This window comes from Oerskovia sp. Root22, from assembly GCF_001429135.1.
GTDB lineage: Bacteria > Actinomycetota > Actinomycetes > Actinomycetales > Cellulomonadaceae > Oerskovia > Oerskovia enterophila.
Genome location: NZ_LMIL01000014.1, coordinates 37,678 through 53,447 on the forward strand (window position 1 = coordinate 37,678; position 15,770 = coordinate 53,447).

The window sequence follows — 15,770 nt, forward strand, 5'->3', positions numbered from 1 at the left end:
GTAGCGCGCCCGGACATCACACCGGACGCGCAAACCTCCCGCACCCTCGGGGGGTTTTTTTGTTGCCTGACACCACCCCCGTCGGGCTTCGAAGCGCCGGGCACGAGCTTCACGAGAGCGACCGCCCGGCGCGTGGGAACGAGGAGGAACCGGTGGCGCGCGGAAGCGTCCCGCCCTGATCCACCTAGAGTGGTCTCGCCCAGGCGGCACCGCTGGACCCCGAGATTCTCCCCAGAGAGCGGCACGATGACTTCCCAGGTGAACCCCGTAGCTCCTGCCACAGCGAGCGCATCCTCGACCTTCCACGTCTACGACACGACCCTGCGCGACGGTGCGCAGCAGGAGGGCATGAACCTCTCGGTCGCCGACAAGCTGGCGATCGCCCCCCTGCTCGACGAGCTGGGCGTGGGGTTCATCGAGGGCGGCTGGCCCGGGGCCATCCCCAAGGACACCGACTTCTTCTCGCGCGCGGCCAAGGAGCTCACGCTCAAGAACGCTGTCCTGGCCGCCTTCGGCGCCACGCGCAAGGCAGGGATCAAGGCCGCGGACGACCAGCAGGTCCTCGCCCTCGTCGCGTCGCAGGCGCCCGTCGTGACGCTCGTCGCGAAGTCCGACATCCGCCACGCCGAGCGGGCGCTGCGGACCACGGGCGCCGAGAACCTCGCCATGATCACCGACACGGTCGCGTTCCTCGTGGCCGAGGGGCGCCGCGTGGTCCTGGACGCCGAGCACTTCTTCGACGGCTACCGGTTCGACCCGGCCTACTCGCGCGCTGCGGTCGAGGCGGCGTTCGCGGCCGGTGCGGAGGTCGTGGCGCTGTGCGACACCAACGGCGGCATGCTGCCCGAGTGGGTCGGCGAGATCGTCACGGAGCTGCGCGACGCCGTCGGGATCCCGGACGGGCTCTTCGCCCAGGCCGGCGACGCCCTCCTCGGCATGCACGCGCACAACGACTCGGGCTGCGCGGTCGCGAACTCGCTCGCGGCCGTGGCCGCGGGCGCCGCGCACGTCCAGGGGACGGTCAACGGCTACGGCGAGCGCACCGGGAACGCGGACCTCATCACGGTCGTCGCGAACCTCGAGCTCAAGCACGGGCGCACGCTTCTCGTCGACGGCGGACTGCAGGAGACCACGCGCATCGCGCACGCGATCAGCGAGATCACCAACATCTCTCCGTACGCGCGCCAGCCGTACGTCGGGGCGAGCGCGTTCGCCCACAAGGCCGGGCTGCACGCCTCGGCGATCAAGGTCGACCCGGACCTCTACCAGCACATCGAGCCCACGCTCGTCGGCAACGACATGCGCATGCTCATCTCGGACATGGCGGGCCGCGCCTCGATCGAGCTCAAGGGCCGTGAGATGGGCTTCGACCTGTCGGACCAGGGCGACGTCCTCTCGCGCGTGACGCACCGGGTCAAGGAGGCGGAGGCCCGCGGGTACACGTACGACGCGGCCGACGCCTCGTTCGAGCTGCTCCTGCGCGAGGAGATCGCGGGCGAGCGGCCTCAGTTCTTCCGGGTCGAGAGCTGGCGCACGATCGTCGAGCGGGCCGGGGGGCGCGGCACCGAGGCGACGGCGGAGGCGACCGTCAAGCTGCATGCCGGTGGCAAGCGCATCGTCAAGACGGGCGAAGGCAACGGACCCGTGAACGCGCTCGACCACGCGCTACGGCTCGCCCTGCGACGCGTGTACCCGGAGATCGAGGCGTTCGAGCTGATCGACTTCAAGGTCCGCATCCTCGACACCGAGCAGGGCACGGACGCCATCACGCGCGTCCTCATCGAGATGACCGACGGGGCGACCTCCTGGTCGACGGTGGGCGTCGGACCGAACCTCATCGAGGCGGCCTGGGAGGCGCTGACGGACTCCGCGATCTACGGGCTGATCCACGCGGACGTGCAGCCGCGCTGAACCAGCAGCCTGCGCCCTGACTCCGGGCGTACGCGATCACGTGTCAGAGGGAGCGTGACCTCCGGGTCACGCTCCCTCTGGCACGTCGGGGGTGCGACGGTCAGGCGCGGGTCGCGGCCTCGAGCAGCTCGACGACGTGCACGTAGTCCTCGCCCGTCGCCCGGCTCAGACCCATCTCGCACGTCCGGTTGCTCGACGCGTACGCGTCCGCACGGCCGTGCTCACGAGCGTGGGCCGCGACCTCGGTGGCCTCGGCACGCGTCGCCGCGGCCGTCAGCTCGGGGTGGAGCATCCCGCGGTCGCCCGCGAAGCCGCAGCACCCCGCGTCGAGCGGGAGCACGACGTCGTCGGCCACCGCGCGCGCGACGGCCTCGAGGTCGCCGACGACCCCCAGGTGGATCGACGAGCACGTGGGGTGCAGCACGAGCGAGGCCAGCGTGCTGCCCGTCGTCCGAGGGTCGAGCCCGGTCGCCTCGAGCGCGGGCAGCACGTCGTGCCGCACGAACGTCACGGCGTCCAGCACGCGCAGCCGCTCGAACCGTTCGCGCGCCTCGCCCACGAGGTGCGAGCCGACCCCCTCGAGGCCGTGCGTGCAGCTCGACGCGTCCGAGACCACGGGCAGGCGGCCGCTGTCCGTGGCCGCCCAGAGCGCGTCGAAGGTCCGCTCGGCCATCGCCGCGGCCCCGTCGGTCAGGCCCTTGGAGACCCAGGGCGTGCCGCAGCACAGGCCCTCGACGCCCTCGGGGATCGCGACCGAGATCCCGGCGCGCTCGCACAGCGCGAGGAACGCCGGCCCGACGCCGCCCGGGCTGGGTGAGGCCTCCGCGGGCGAGAAGAGCGAGCCCATGCACGACTGGAAGAAGACGACGCTCGCACCGGCAGCTGCCTCGACGCCGACGCTCGCCGGTCCGTGCGCCGGACGGTCGCCGGGGGAGACCCGGCGTGGCCCCGGGCCCGGCAGGTCGGGACCCACGAGCGGCACGACGTCGTCGCCCAGCACCGCGCGCCCCACCTTCGACGCGGCCGTGACCAGGGGCGTGGGCACCAGGTCGACCACGCCGAGCGCTCCGCGCAGGCCTGTGACCGCGCCACCCCAGTGGTCGGCGGCCACGCGCCCGGCGCGCTGGACCACGACCCCGTGGCGCTGCGCGCGCCGGACCTTCATGACCTTGCCCGTGTCGATCCCGACCGGGCACGCGGTCACGCACAGCGAGTCGACCGCGCACGTGTCGACCGCGGAGTACTCGTACGCGCGCTCGAGCTCGCGGAGCTCGCCCGGGGCGGCCGTGACCATCTCGCGCAGGAGAGCGATGCGCTGCCGGGGGGTCGTCGTGACGGTCCGCGACGGGCACGCGGGCTCGCAGTACCCGCACTCGACGCACCGGTCCACGACGGCCGCGAGGTCTCCCGCCGCGGCCGTCCCCACGGGCGGCACGAGCTTGAGGTGCTGCAGGTGCGCCTCGTCGTCGTCGGTGAGGAGCACGCCGGGGTTCAGGATGCCCTCGGGGTCGCACAGGGCCTTGACCTCGCGCATCACGGCGTACAGGTCGTCGCCGAACTGCCGCCGGACGAACGGCGCCATGATGCGGCCCGTGCCGTGCTCGGCCTTGAGCGAGCCGCCACGGCCGAGCACCAGGCCCACCATGTCCTCGGTGAAGGCCGCGAAGCGGTCGAGCTCGCCGTCGTCGGACAGGCGCGGGGTGATCATGAAGTGCAGGTTGCCGTCCTTGGCGTGCCCGAACGTCACGGCGTCGTCGTAGCCGTGCTGCGCGAAGAGCCCGCCCAGGTCGCGGACCGTCGCGGTGAGGTCGGGGACCGGCACGACCAGGTCCTCGAGCAGGGCAGTGCTGCCCGGGGCGCGGGCTCCCGCGACCGCGGTGTACAGGCCCTTGCGGACGCGCCACAGCCGTCCGCGGGCAGCGGGGTCGCGCGTCAGCCCGGCGGGCGTCGCGAGGTCGAGCGAGCCGACGACGGCCCGAGCGGCCTCCTCGAACGGCTCGAGCCCCGCGGCGCTCGTGGCCTGGTACTCGACGAGCAGCGCCGTCTGGGTCGTCGCGGTCGCGAAGGCCCGCATGGACGCGTCGGCGAGCGGGTCGGCCGCCGCGACGCGCAACGACGCGGCGTCGAGCAGCTCGATCGCCCGCGCGCCCGAGTCCGTGACGGTCGTGAGCGCCTCGGTCGCCTGCTCGAGCGCGTCGAAGACCAGGAGCGTGGTCGAGGCCGCGGGGAGCAGGGGCACGGTCCGGAACGTCACGTCGGCCACGAAGGCCAGCGTCCCCTCGGACCCCACCACCAGGTGCTCGAGGATCTTAACGGGCGACTCGTGGTCCACGAAGGCGTTGACGCCGTAGCCCATGGTGTTCTTCATCGAGTACTGGTGCGCGATGGTCGCGCGCATGGCCGCGCTCGCCCGGACCCGGTCGCGGAGCCCGGCCAGGCCGCGGTGCAGCGCGGGCTCGAGCGCACGCAGCCGCTCGTCGGCGTCCGGCGCACCCGTGTCGAGCACGGTGCCGCTCGGCAGGACGAGCGTCATCGACTCGATCGTGCGGTACGCGGTGTCGACCGTGCCGCACGCCATGCCCGAGGAGTTGTTCGCGACGACGCCACCGATCGTGCACGCGATCTCGCTCGCGGGGTCGGGGCCCAGGCGTCGCCCGTGGCGCAGGAGCCGCCCGTTGACCGAGCGCAGCGTCACGCCCGGCTGGCAGCGCACGCGTGCGCCGTCGTCGAGCACCTCGACGCGCGTGAAGCGTGTGCGCGTGTCGACGAGCAGGCCCGCGCCCGACGCCTGGCCCGACAGGCTCGTCCCGCCCGAGCGGAACGTGACCGGGAGCCCGCGGCGACGGGCCTCGGCGAAGGCGGCGACGACGTCGGGCACGTCCTGCGCGCGCGCGACCGCCTCGGGGCGCAGCAGGTAGTGCGACGCGTCGTGGGCCTGGGCGACACGCGTCAGCAGGTCCGTGCGGATCTCGAGAGCCCGCGTCGTGGCGGCGGAGACGGTCGTCATGCTCGTGCCTTGCGCTCTCCGTCCAGCCGGTGGGGCTGGACCGCGTCGTAGGTGGCCTTGAGGTTGGCGCTCGTCTGGTCGTACAGGCGCTGGGCGACGCGGACGAAGAGGAAGTCGACGACCGCGAGCTGAGCGATGCGGCTCGACAGCGCGCCCGAGCGGAACTGCGTCTCGCGTGCGGTGGTGCCCAGCACGACGTCGGCCTCCTGCGCGAGGGGCGACTCGGGGAAGTTGGTGATCGCCACGCTCGTCGCCCCGCGCCGGTGCGCGATGCCGAGCGCGTGGTTGGTCTCGACCGTCTGCCCGCTGTGCGAGATCCCGATCGCGACCGCGCCCGGGCCGAGCAGCGCGGCCGACTGGAGCTGGAGGTGCGGGTCGGGGGACGCGAAGCACACGAGCCCGATGCGCTGGAGCTTCTGCGCGAGGTCCTGCCCCGTCAGCCCGCTCGACCCGACGCCGAACACGTCGACCCGCGGCGCCGCCGCGACGGCCGCGGCGACCTGCTCGAGCGCCGCGAGGTCGAGCATGCGCGCGGTCTCCTCGATGGTCCGGGCCTCGTGGAACGCGATCTTCGCGACGACGTCCTCGGCCGTGTCCGTCTCGTTGATCTCGCCGTGCGCGACGTTCGAGCGCTCCATCTCCATCTCACGACGCGACGTCGCCTGGGCGAGGTCGATCCGGAACTCGGGGTAGCCCGCGTAGCCGATCGCCCGGCAGAACCGCACGACGGTCGCCTGCGAGGCGCCCGCGCGCGCGGCGAGCTCGTTGATCGTCGACCCGACGACGGCGGTCGGGTCCGCGAGGACCGCCTCGGCGATCCGGGCCTCGGCGGGGCGCAGCGTCGGCAGCGCCTGTCGGATGCGGACGAGTCCGTCACCTGTCATGTCGGATCTCCTGTGATCGGTGTGGTCGTGGACGGTGCGGGAACAGGGGGTTCGTCGCCGAGGCTCAGCCACGGAGCGTGGGCGACGAGGGGAGCGGCGGGTGCGGTGGAAGCGGCCGCGCCGCCCGCCGCGGTGCCCTCGGTGAGCAGCCTGGCGAGGTGGAGCGCGCCGTCGAGCGGGGTGCCCGCGGACGGGACGAGCTCGGCGTCGGGGCGCAGGGCCGCGAACCGGCGCGAGAGGGCGCCCGTCAGAGACGGACCGGCCGCGAGGACCCCGCCCGTGGCCGCGGCGAGCGGCGGCAGGCCGGGGACGAGCGCTGCCGCGAGCGTCTCGGCCAGGTGGCGGCCCGCCTCGGTGAGGATCTGGACGCTCGCGGGGTCGCCCGCCGCGGCGGCAGCGGCGACGTCGGGCGTGAAGGAACCGAGCACCTGTGCTCGGTCGGGGCGTGTGTAGAGCTGGACGGGCCAGGTCGGGACGGGGCCGAACCGCGCCTGCGCCGCGGCGAGGAGCGGGCGCGAGCCACCCGTCGCGCGGCCGTCGTGGGCCGCGAGGGCGGCCCGCAGCCCGTGGGCGCCGATCCACGAGGCCGACCCGAGGTCGCCCAGGAGGTGCCCCCAGCCGTCGGTGCGACGCCAGACGTGGCGGAGGTCGGTGCCCAGCGCGATCGCACCCGTGCCGACCGCGACCACGGCCCCCGCGCGCCCGCCCAGGGCGCCCAGGTGGGCCGTCAGGGCGTCGGCCGCGACGGCCGTGCGGTCCGCCGCGAGGGTCGTGCGGAGCGCGGTGTGCACCGTGCCGGGGTCCGGGACGAGCGTGGCGAGGCCCGTCGCGCCGACCGCGGCCGCGGCGACGACCGGGGGTGCGCCGTGGGACCCGGTCGTGGCCGCGACGAACGACGCGCACAGGTCGCGCACCACGTCGGCGACGTCGCTGCCGTCCGGGCCGATCGCGACGCTGCGCCCCGTGAGCTCGGTGCGGTGCGCTGCGTGTCCGGGGGCGACCGGGGGGTGGGCCGCGTCCGGCCGGGCGCCGGACGGCACGCTGGTCGCGACGAGCCTGCTGCCGCTGCCGCCCACGTCGATCGCGACGAGCCAGCGTGGAGGTCCCGAGGACGCCGCGAGGGGGTGCGCGCGGCTCTCGGTGCGGGCGGGGTCGACGTCCGGCGTCCAGGTCACGCCTCATTCTGGCATGAAATTTCAGAACAGGACGGGACTGCGGAGAAAACTTCCACAGGTGTCGGGGAACTCCGTGCCGAGCGCGCCTCGGGCCCGCGGTGCGGTGCTGCTTGGAGGCTACTCCTCCTTGTGGTTCACGTCACGGGTGCTGGGTGGTCGTGGGGGCCCGCGGTGGGGCAGGGCGTGCGTCGCGCGACGTACCGTGGTCACCATGAGAGGCGAGTACAAGGTTCCCGGTGGCAAGCTCGTGGCGGTCGACGTCGAGACGGACGACGGGAGGCTGTCACGCGTCGCGCTGAGCGGCGACTTCTTCCTCGAGCCCGACGACGCCCTCGAGGACATCAACGCGGCCCTGACGGGGCTGCCCGAGACCTCGACCGTCGCCGACCTGACCCGAGCCGTCGAGTCCGTCCTGACCGACGACATCACCATGGTCGGGTTCTCTCCCGAGGCAGTGGCGATCGCGGTGCGCCGCGCGCTCGGTCACGCGACCGGCTGGGACGACCACGTCTTCGAGATCATCCACGAGGGCCCCGAGCAGCCCGCGATGCACCTCGCGCTCGACCAGGTGCTGACCGAGGAGCTCGACGCAGGGCGGCGCGGCCCCACGCTGCGCATCTGGGAATGGGGCGCGCCGGCCGTCATCATCGGCTCGTTCCAGTCGCTCCGGAACGAGGTCGACCCCGCAGGGGCCGACAAGCACGGCATCACCGTGGTCCGGCGCATCTCGGGCGGCGGGGCCATGTTCGTCGAGCCGGGCAACACCATCACCTACTCGCTCACCGTCCCCGCCTCGCTCGTCGAGGGGCTGAGCTTCGAGCGGTCCTACGCGTTCCTCGACGACTGGGTGCTGGGGGCGCTCGCCGACGTCGGTGTCGAGGCGACCTACAAGCCGCTCAACGACATCGCGTCGCCGGCCGGGAAGATCGCGGGGGCCGCGCAGAAGCGGCTGCGCGGGGGAGCGGTGCTGCACCACGTGACCATGGCCTACGACATCGACGCCGACAAGATGCTCGAGGTCCTGCGCATCGGCCGCGAGAAGATGAGCGACAAGGGCACCAAGAGTGCCAACAAGCGCGTCGACCCCCTGCGGTCGCAGACCGGCATGGCGCGCGAGGACGTCATCGAGGCGTTCAAGGCCCACTTCCGCTCGCGGTACCGCACGGTCGAGGGTGGCGTCACGCCCGACGAGCGGGCGCAGGCCGAGGAGCTCGTGCGCACCAAGTTCGGGACCCCGGAGTGGACCGCGCGCGTGCCGTGACGCGGTAGGGGCTGGGCGGCGGCGTGCCGGGCGGCCCGGCGGCTCCCGCCTGTCCTGGCTGTCGCGTGTGCGCTGCAGCGCGAGCCCGTGCACTGCGCGCCCGCGTGGCTACCGGGGCGCCGTGCGCCCTTGCGCGCCCCCGTGCGACGTCCAGGTTAAGAACGTGTCACAACTTCGCGACCGGCTTCCCTCTGCCCGGTTGTGGCGGTAATCTTCACGAACACCCAACCTGATGTAAGTTTGTTTCAGAGTCGAAGGGGCCCGAGGATCCGGTGCCCCGCGAACGATCAGGTCCGCAGGGACGAACGGCTGGCCGCGACGCGGCAGCCGACCAGAAAGGAAGTCACGGCATGCAGCGACGCAGCACGGTGGCCGTCACGGGCACACTCCTCCTGGCGCTCGGCCTCACCGCGTGTGGCGGCGGGGACAGCAGCAGCGGCGAGAGCACGGGGGACGCAGCCGCCGCCGACCACTCCGGCGAGACCCTCACGGTCTGGATCATGGAGGGCACCAACCCCGACGGGGACGCCTTCTTCGACGAGGTCACCACCGCCTTCAAGGAAGAGACGGGCGCGGACCTCCAGATCGAGTTCCAGCCGTGGGCCAGCGCCCACGACAAGTTCACGACCTCCATCGCGGGCAACACCACGCCGGACGTCGCCGAGCTCGGCACCACGTGGACCGGGGAGTTCGCCGACGTCGGCGCACTGTCCGACCTCTCGGACAAGATCAAGGACGCGGGCCTCGAGGAGGACCTGGTCCCCGGGCTCGTCGAGTCGGGCACGCTCGACGGCGCCCAGTACGGCATGCCCTGGTACGCGGGCGTGCGCTCGGTCATCTACCGCAAGGACCTCTTCGAGGCGGCCGGTATCGAGGTTCCGACGACCTGGGCCGAGCTGCAGACCGCGGCCGAGACGCTCAAGGCCGCGAACCCCGGCCTCATCCCCTTCCCCATCGCGGGCGACAGCCAGTACGGCGCCATGCCCTTCATCTGGGGTGCAGGCGGTGACCTGGCCGTCAAGGACGGTGACACCTGGAAGTCCGAGATCAACTCCGCGGACTCCGTGAAGGGCCTCGAGTTCTACACCGGTCTCGCGACCGAGGCGGGTCTGTCCACCGCGGCGGCCACGACGTGGAAGGAGACCGACCTCCTCTCCAACTTCGAGCAGGGCAACGTCGGCATGATGATCTCCGGCAGCTGGACCCCCGGCAAGATCCTCACGGACGTCCCGGACATGGCCGACAAGATCGGCGCGTTCCCGATCCCGGGCGAGACCGACGGGCTGTCGGACTCGTTCCTCGGCGGGTCGCACCTGGGCGTCTTCGCGGCCAGCGAGAAGCAGGACCTCGCGTGGGAGTTCGTCGAGATGATGACCACGGGCAAGTTCGCCGAGGAGTGGGGCAACCAGTCCGGCTACTTCCCGGGTCAGACCTCGCTCCTCGAGAAGGTCATCGAGGAGAACGACCCGCTCGTCGCGCCGTTCGCCCAGCAGATGGTCGAGGCCGGCGCCTCGGTCCCGGTGACGCCGCTCTACGGCCAGATCCAGGGCAAGAAGACGCTCGAGACCATGCTGCAGTCGATCCTCTCGGGCAGCGCCACGGTGCAGGAGGCCGCCGACACCGCGGCCGCCGACATGAACGAGACCTTCGGGTCCTGACGAACCCATGGCAGATCTGCACTCGGTTCCCGGCGCGTCGGCCGACCAGCTGACGCGCCGGGCCCCGGCCCCGGCCCCCTCGTCCACCCCGCGCCGCCGTTCCGGCATGCACGGCCTGCTCGGCCACAAGTCCCCGCTGCGCCCCTGGCTGCTCCTGGCCCCCGCGCTCGCCGTCCTCGGCATCCTGCTCCTGTGGCCCCTGGTCCGCGTCGTGATGATCTCGCTGCAGGACTACGGCCTGCGTCAGATCGCCTCGGGAGAGTCGAACTACATCGGGTTCGACAACTACGCCGCGATCTTCGGCGACTCGTTCCTGTGGACCGTCGTCCTGCCCAACACGATCGGTTTCGCGGTCGCGTGCGTCGTGCTGACGGTCGTCCTGGGCACGGCCGTCGCGCTGTTCCTCAACAACCTCGGGACGTTCTGGCGCACGATCTGCTCGACCGCGATCATGGTCGCCTGGGCCGTGCCCGCGATCACCGGCACCTACGTGTGGATCTGGATCTTCGACCCGCTCAACGGTCTGGTCTCCTCGGTGCTCGACTCGGTCGGGCTGATCGACCCGGCGACCACCAACTGGTTCACCGAGCGCCTGAGCTTCTACGCGATCGCGACGCTCAACGTGGTGCACCACGGCTTCCCGTTCGTCGCGATCACGGTCCTCGCGGGCCTGCTGACGATCCCCAAGGAGCTGCACGAGGCCGCGATGATGGACGGTGCCACTCCCTGGCGCCGGTTCTGGGCCATCACCGCGCCCATCCTGCGCCCCGTCTTCGCGGTCGTCACGATCCTGTCGACCATCTGGGACTTCAAGGTCTTCACGCAGATCTACCTGATGCCGGGCGGCAACGGCGGCAACAAGGAGGTCTTCAACCTCGGCGTGTGGTCGTACATCCAGTCCTTCGCGCAGGGCAAGTACGGGATGGGCTCGGCGATCGCCGTGCTGCTCACCCTGATCCTGCTCGGGATCACCGTCGTGTATATGCGCACCCTGTTCAAGGAGGAGGAGCTGTGAGCGCCCTGACCGGTACCCCGTCCAGCACCCCGCGCGCTGGAGACCGCACGGCGGGTGGAACGGCCGACGAGCGTGCCCCGCAGGTCCTGCGGACCAAGGCGCGCAAGCGCCCCCTGCCCACCGCGGGCAAGGTCGTGGGCATCGTCGCGCTGCTCGTCTTCGCGCTGTTCCCGGCCTACTGGATGTTCTCCTCGGCGATCGACCCCGAGGCCGCGACCCGCGGGGCACGGATCCTGCCCGCGGGCGTCACGTGGGACAACTTCGTGACCGTGATCGACGACGGCGGGTTCGGCCAGTACCTCCGCAACTCGATCGTCGTGGCGATCGGCGCCGTCGTGTTCTCCTCGGTGCTCGCGCTGCTCGCCGCGGTGGCCGTGAGCCGCTTCACGTTCCGCTTCCGCAAGTCGATCCTCGTGCTCGTCCTCATGGTGCAGATGGTGCCCCTCGAGGCCCTCGTCATCCCGCTGTTCCTCCAGATGCGCACCCTCGGCATGCTCAACTCGCTCCTGGGTCTGACGATCGTCTACATCGCCTTCTCGCTGTCGTTCGCGATCTGGATGCTGCGCGGGTTCGTCGCGGCCGTCCCGGTCGAGCTCGAGGAGGCCGCGTACCTCGACGGCGCCTCGTGGGGTCGCATGTTCTGGAAGATCCTGCTGCCGCTCGTCGCTCCGGGCGTCGTCGCCACGAGCGTCTTCTCGTTCATCACCGCCTGGAACGAGTTCATCTTCGCCCTGACCTTCCTGCAGCAGTCGGCCAAGTACACCGTGCCGATCGGCCTGCAGAAGTTCTTCGGCGAGAACACGACCGACTGGGGCGCGGTCATGGCCGCCTCGACCCTCATCACGCTGCCCGTGATCGTCTTCTTCGTCCTCGTGCAGCGCAACCTGTCCTCCGGCCTGACCGCTGGGTCGGTGAAGGGATGACCACCGTGCACCACGACGCGCTGCGCGCCGTCAACGGCGTCCTGCTCCCCGGTTTCACGGGGACGGACGCCCCGGCCTGGCTCCTCTCGGCCTGCGAGGAAGGTCTCGCGGGCGTCATCTACTTCGCGTACAACACGCCCGACGTCGCCACGACGGCCAGGCTCTCGGCGAGCCTCCACGAGGCCGCGCCCGACCTGCTGATCGCGATCGACGAGGAGGGCGGGGACGTCAGCCGGCTCGAGGCCGCCACGGGGTCGAGCATCCCGGGGGCCGCGGCCCTCGGCGTGATCGACGACGTGGACCTCACCGAGCGGGTCGGGCTCGCGCTCGGCCGCCTGCTCGCGGCGACCGGCGTGGACCTGGACCTCGCGCCCGTGCTCGACGTCAACTCCCGGACCGAGAACCCCGTGGTCGGCGTGCGCGCGTTCGGTGCGACGCCCGACCTGGTGTCCCGGCACGGGGCCGCGTTCGTGCAGGGCCTGCACCGCGCCGGGGTCGGGGGGTGCGGCAAGCACTTCCCGGGTCACGGCGCGACCGACGTGGACTCCCACCTGTCGCTGCCCGTGGTCGACGACCCGCTCGAGACGATCCGCGAGCGCGACCTGCCACCGTTCGTCCGGGCCTTCGAGCCCGACGTCGCGATCGACTCGATCATGACCGCGCACCTGCTGGTCCCGGCGATCGGCCCGCGGCCCGTCTCGCTCGAGCCCGCGGCCGCCCTCGTGGCGCGCGAGCTGGGCTTCGAGGGGCCCATCATCACCGACGCCCTCGACATGGGGGCCGTCAAGGGAGCCGACGGGATCGGCGAGGTCGCCGTCCAGGCGATCGAGGGAGGCGCCGACCTGCTGTGCCTCGGCACGACGGTAGGCCGCGACGACGAGGAGCTGTTCCGCCAGGCGCAGAGCGCGCTCCTCGCGGCCGTCGAGCAGGGCCGGGTCACGGTCGAGCGCCTGCTCGAGTCCGCGGCCCGCACGGCGCGCACGGTGCGCCGGGTGCGCGAGCTCCAGGCGTCCACGGGCGCGACGTGCGGCCCGACCGAGGCGACCGCCGCGCTCGAGGCGCTCGCCGCCGTCGGGCAGGAGGCCGCCGAGCGGGCCGTGCGGACGCACGGACCTCTCGCACGCCTCGACCCCTCCGGGCCCGCGCCCGACGTGATCGACCTGCGCCAGCGGTTCGACCACGCGGCCGGGCGCACCGCCCAGCACGTCCAGAGCGCGCTCCGTGCGACGTTCCCCGGCACCGAGGTCCACGTCTTCTCCGACCCGGCCGGGTGGGAGGCGACTCTCGCCGCGGTCTCGACGGCCCGGCCCGCCGGCGACCCCGTCCGTCCCCTCGTCGTGATCACGCGCGAACCCGTCCCCGGCAGCCGCGAGGCCGCCATGCTCGACGCCCTGCGTGCCGCGCGCCCCGGGCTCGTCGCGGTGCACACCGGGTTCCCCGACGCCGTCCCCGCCTGGTTCGGGGACGAGACCACCGTGGTCGTCGCGTGCGGCACCGGGCGTGCCAACGCGCGCGCCGCCGTCGGGCAGCTGACCACCACCACCGCGGAGGTGCCCCGATGATCGTCCTCGGCCTGTCCTCCGGAACGTCGGTCGACGCGATCGACGCGGCCGCCGCCGACTTCCACCTGGGCCCCGACGGGGTCCTGCGCATGCGCCCGCTGGGGCACACCGAGTACGAGTGGCCCGCCGCGCTGCGCGAACGCATCCTCAAGGCGCTGCCGCCGGCCCCCGTCGACATGGGCGAGGTCACGCAGCTCGACACGCTCATCGGGCAGGAGTTCGGCCGCGCCGGGCGCCAGGCCATCGACGACGTCGCGGGCGGGGACGTCGACCTCGTCGCGTCGCACGGGCAGACGCTCTACCACTGGGTCGTGGGCGCCCGTGCGCACGGCAGCCTCCAGCTCGGCAACGCCGCCTGGATCGCCGAGCGCACCCGCCGCCCCGTCATCAGCGACTTCCGGGTCGCGGACATCGCCGCGGGCGGGCAGGGCGCGCCGCTCGTGAGCGTGCTCGACGCGCTCTGGCTCGGGCGCGACCCGCAGTCCCCGGACGGCGCGCCGGCCGGGCTCAGCGCGGCGCTCAACATCGGCGGGATCGCGAACGTCACGCTCGTCGGCGAGGTCGAGGCACCCGTGACCGGGTGGGACACCGGGCCCGGCAACTGCCTCATCGACCTCACGATGCGCCAGCTCACGGGAGAGCCGTACGACCGGGACGGTGCCCTGGGTGCGACCGGGACAGTGGACCAGGCCGCGCTGCGCGCGCTGCTCGACGACCCGTACTTCGCGGCCAAGGCGCCCAAGTCGACCGGTCGCGAGCTGTTCGACGCGACCTACGTGCCGCGCAAGCTCGCCGCGGTCCGCCCCGACCTCACGGGGGCCGACCTCGTCGCGACGCTCACCGAGCTCACCGCCGTGACCATCGCGGAGGGCCTGCTCTCGGTCGCGCAGGCTGCTGCCGGGCACGGCGCCCCGCGCGACCCGGCCCTCGGCGAGGCTGACCCGCAGCGCGAGGTGCGTCGCGTCGTCGTCTCGGGCGGCGGGGCGCACAACCCGACCCTCCTCGCACGGCTGCGCGCCTACCTGCCCGAGGGGTGCGAGCTCCTCACGGCCGACCAGCTCGGCATGCCGATCGACGCCAAGGAGGCGTACCTGTTCGCGCTCCTCGGCTTCCTGTCGGCCCACGGGGTCGCCGGGACCGCCAAGGGCGAGCAGCGTCGACGCTCGACCGGGGCGCGCCGCGCGACCGTGCTCGGCTCGCTCACCCCGCCCACCCCCTTGATCTGGCCCGCGTTCACCGGGCCCATCCGCCGGCTCGTGCTGGCCAACACCCCGTTCGGGCTCGCCCCGATGCCGAAGGGAACGCACCGATGACCGACACCCGCCCCGCCACCCAGGGGGACCTCTCGGCCGGGCACGCCTCCGCCGCCGAGGACTGGCAGGAGGTGCTCCGGCTCGCGTCGCCGACCGAGGAGCGCAACCCGCGCACCACGGACATCGACCTGCTCCCCACGGCCGAGGTCGTGCGGCGCATCACCGACGAGGACGCGGGCGTCGCGGACGCCGTGCGTGCCGAGGCCGACCGCATCACCGCGGCCGTCGACCTGGCCGTGGCCGCGCTGCGCGGCGGTGGCAAGGTCCACTACTTCGGGTCCGGCACCTCGGGCCGCCTTGGCGTGCTCGACGCGGTCGAGCTGCTGCCCACCTACGGCGTGGGCGAGGAGTGGTTCGAGGCGCACCTCGCCGGGGGCGCGGGCGCCATGATGCTCGCGGTCGAGGGGGCCGAGGACGACGTCGAGCTCGGTCGCGCCGACGCCGACGAGGTGCGCTCCGGCGACCTGGTCGTGGGCCTCGCGGCGAGCGGCCGCACGCCCTACGTGGGCGGCGCGTTCGACGTCGCTCGCGAGCGCGGCGCCGCGACCGTGCTCGTGAGCGCCAACCCGCAGGCGCGCCTCGCGTCGCGCGTCGACGTCGCGATCCTGCTCGACACGGGCCCCGAGGTCGTCACGGGCTCGACCCGCATGAAGGCCGCCACGGCGCAGAAGCTCGTGCTCAACACGTTCTCGACCGCGACCATGATCCGGCTCGGCAAGACCTACTCGAACCTCATGATCGACGTGCGCCCGACCAACCAGAAGCTCCGCGCCCGGATCGTGCGCATGCTCGTCCAGGCCACGGGGCTCGAGACCGACGAGTGCGAGCAGACCCTGCACCGGGCCGGCGGCGAGATCCACGTCGCGCTCGTCATGCTGCTTGCCGGCGTCGGGGTCGACGAGGCGCGCGAGGCCCTGCGCGGGGCCGGGGCGCCCGGCGTGCGCCGCGCGCTCGAGCTGCTGGGGGCCTGAGGACCGAGGCCGCCCGGGGCGTGCGCCGGACGAGCCCGAGCGCCTGACTGCTGTGCGCGCCGATCCCGGCGGTCGACCTCGACCGCCGGG

At 73.0% G+C, this 15,770-nt stretch carries 11 protein-coding genes; 8 read left to right on the forward strand and 3 right to left on the reverse strand.

Annotated features, from left to right (window positions below):
- Positions 1–246: 246 nt before the first annotated feature.
- The gene (gene cimA / locus ASE15_RS19705) at positions 247–1,911 is read left to right on the forward strand and encodes a citramalate synthase (protein ID WP_056654484.1); all 1,665 of its coding nucleotides are present in this window, start codon (positions 247–249) and stop codon (positions 1,909–1,911) included.
- Between the two features lie 100 nt (positions 1,912–2,011).
- On the opposite strand, the gene ASE15_RS19710 is transcribed toward cimA, so the two are convergent.
- The 3 genes from ASE15_RS19710 to ASE15_RS19720 are packed head-to-tail and all read right to left on the reverse strand — an operon-like array spanning position 2,012 to position 6,977.
- Positions 2,012–4,918, reverse strand: coding sequence for an FAD-binding and (Fe-S)-binding domain-containing protein (locus ASE15_RS19710; RefSeq protein WP_056765412.1), 2,907 nt, complete (start codon positions 4,916–4,918; stop codon positions 2,012–2,014).
- Positions 4,915–5,802 (reverse strand): MurR/RpiR family transcriptional regulator, encoded by an 888-nt coding sequence (locus tag ASE15_RS19715; RefSeq protein WP_056654487.1) that lies wholly within the window; start codon positions 5,800–5,802, stop codon positions 4,915–4,917. Before ASE15_RS19715 ends, ASE15_RS19710 begins: the two co-directional genes overlap by 4 nt.
- Positions 5,799–6,977, reverse strand: coding sequence for an N-acetylglucosamine kinase (locus ASE15_RS19720; RefSeq protein WP_056765414.1), 1,179 nt, complete (start codon positions 6,975–6,977; stop codon positions 5,799–5,801). Before ASE15_RS19720 ends, ASE15_RS19715 begins: the two co-directional genes overlap by 4 nt.
- Positions 6,978–7,188: 211 nt before the next feature.
- On the opposite strand from ASE15_RS19720, the gene ASE15_RS19725 reads away from it, so the two are divergent.
- The 7 genes from ASE15_RS19725 to ASE15_RS19755 all read left to right on the forward strand — a co-directional run bounded on the left by ASE15_RS19725 (position 7,189) and on the right by ASE15_RS19755 (position 15,680).
- Positions 7,189–8,238, forward strand: a complete 1,050-nt coding sequence (locus ASE15_RS19725; RefSeq protein WP_056765522.1) for a biotin/lipoate A/B protein ligase family protein — start codon at positions 7,189–7,191, stop codon at positions 8,236–8,238.
- A gap of 350 nt (positions 8,239–8,588) precedes the next feature.
- Positions 8,589–9,896, forward strand: coding sequence for a sugar ABC transporter substrate-binding protein (locus ASE15_RS19730; protein WP_056654492.1), 1,308 nt, complete (start codon positions 8,589–8,591; stop codon positions 9,894–9,896).
- A 7-nt stretch (positions 9,897–9,903) separates the two neighbouring features.
- Positions 9,904–10,911, forward strand: a complete 1,008-nt coding sequence (locus ASE15_RS19735) for a carbohydrate ABC transporter permease (protein WP_056654494.1) — start codon at positions 9,904–9,906, stop codon at positions 10,909–10,911.
- 86 nt (positions 10,912–10,997) lie between these two features.
- On the forward strand, positions 10,998–11,834 hold the full coding sequence (locus tag ASE15_RS19740) for a carbohydrate ABC transporter permease (RefSeq protein WP_369800654.1): 837 nt from the start codon (positions 10,998–11,000) through the stop codon (positions 11,832–11,834).
- Positions 11,831–13,396, forward strand: coding sequence for a glycoside hydrolase family 3 N-terminal domain-containing protein (locus tag ASE15_RS19745; RefSeq protein WP_056765416.1), 1,566 nt, complete (start codon positions 11,831–11,833; stop codon positions 13,394–13,396). The genes ASE15_RS19740 and ASE15_RS19745 overlap by 4 nt, the downstream gene beginning before the upstream one ends.
- Positions 13,393–14,709 (forward strand): anhydro-N-acetylmuramic acid kinase, encoded by a 1,317-nt coding sequence (locus tag ASE15_RS19750; RefSeq protein ID WP_056654498.1) that lies wholly within the window; start codon positions 13,393–13,395, stop codon positions 14,707–14,709. The genes ASE15_RS19745 and ASE15_RS19750 overlap by 4 nt, the downstream gene beginning before the upstream one ends.
- A complete protein-coding gene (locus ASE15_RS19755) occupies positions 14,706–15,680 on the forward strand; it encodes an N-acetylmuramic acid 6-phosphate etherase (RefSeq protein WP_082618627.1) in 975 nt (324 codons plus the stop codon). The genes ASE15_RS19750 and ASE15_RS19755 overlap by 4 nt, the downstream gene beginning before the upstream one ends.
- Positions 15,681–15,770 lie beyond the last annotated feature (90 nt).

Excerpts from the sequence above, each read along its gene's own strand:
- ASE15_RS19745 (WP_056765416.1), top strand. The coding sequence starts at position 11,831 with ATGACCACCGTGCACCACGACGCGCTGCGCGCCGTCAACGGCGTCCTG.
- ASE15_RS19710 (WP_056765412.1), bottom strand. The coding sequence starts at position 4,918 with ATGACGACCGTCTCCGCCGCCACGACGCGGGCTCTCGAGATCCGCACG.
- ASE15_RS19735 (WP_056654494.1), top strand. The coding sequence starts at position 9,904 with ATGGCAGATCTGCACTCGGTTCCCGGCGCGTCGGCCGACCAGCTGACG.
- ASE15_RS19750 (WP_056654498.1), top strand. The coding sequence starts at position 13,393 with ATGATCGTCCTCGGCCTGTCCTCCGGAACGTCGGTCGACGCGATCGAC.
- ASE15_RS19725 (WP_056765522.1), top strand. The coding sequence starts at position 7,189 with ATGAGAGGCGAGTACAAGGTTCCCGGTGGCAAGCTCGTGGCGGTCGAC.
- ASE15_RS19715 (WP_056654487.1), bottom strand. The coding sequence starts at position 5,802 with ATGACAGGTGACGGACTCGTCCGCATCCGACAGGCGCTGCCGACGCTG.
- ASE15_RS19730 (WP_056654492.1), top strand. The coding sequence starts at position 8,589 with ATGCAGCGACGCAGCACGGTGGCCGTCACGGGCACACTCCTCCTGGCG.
- ASE15_RS19755 (WP_082618627.1), top strand. The coding sequence starts at position 14,706 with ATGACCGACACCCGCCCCGCCACCCAGGGGGACCTCTCGGCCGGGCAC.
- cimA (WP_056654484.1), top strand. The coding sequence starts at position 247 with ATGACTTCCCAGGTGAACCCCGTAGCTCCTGCCACAGCGAGCGCATCC.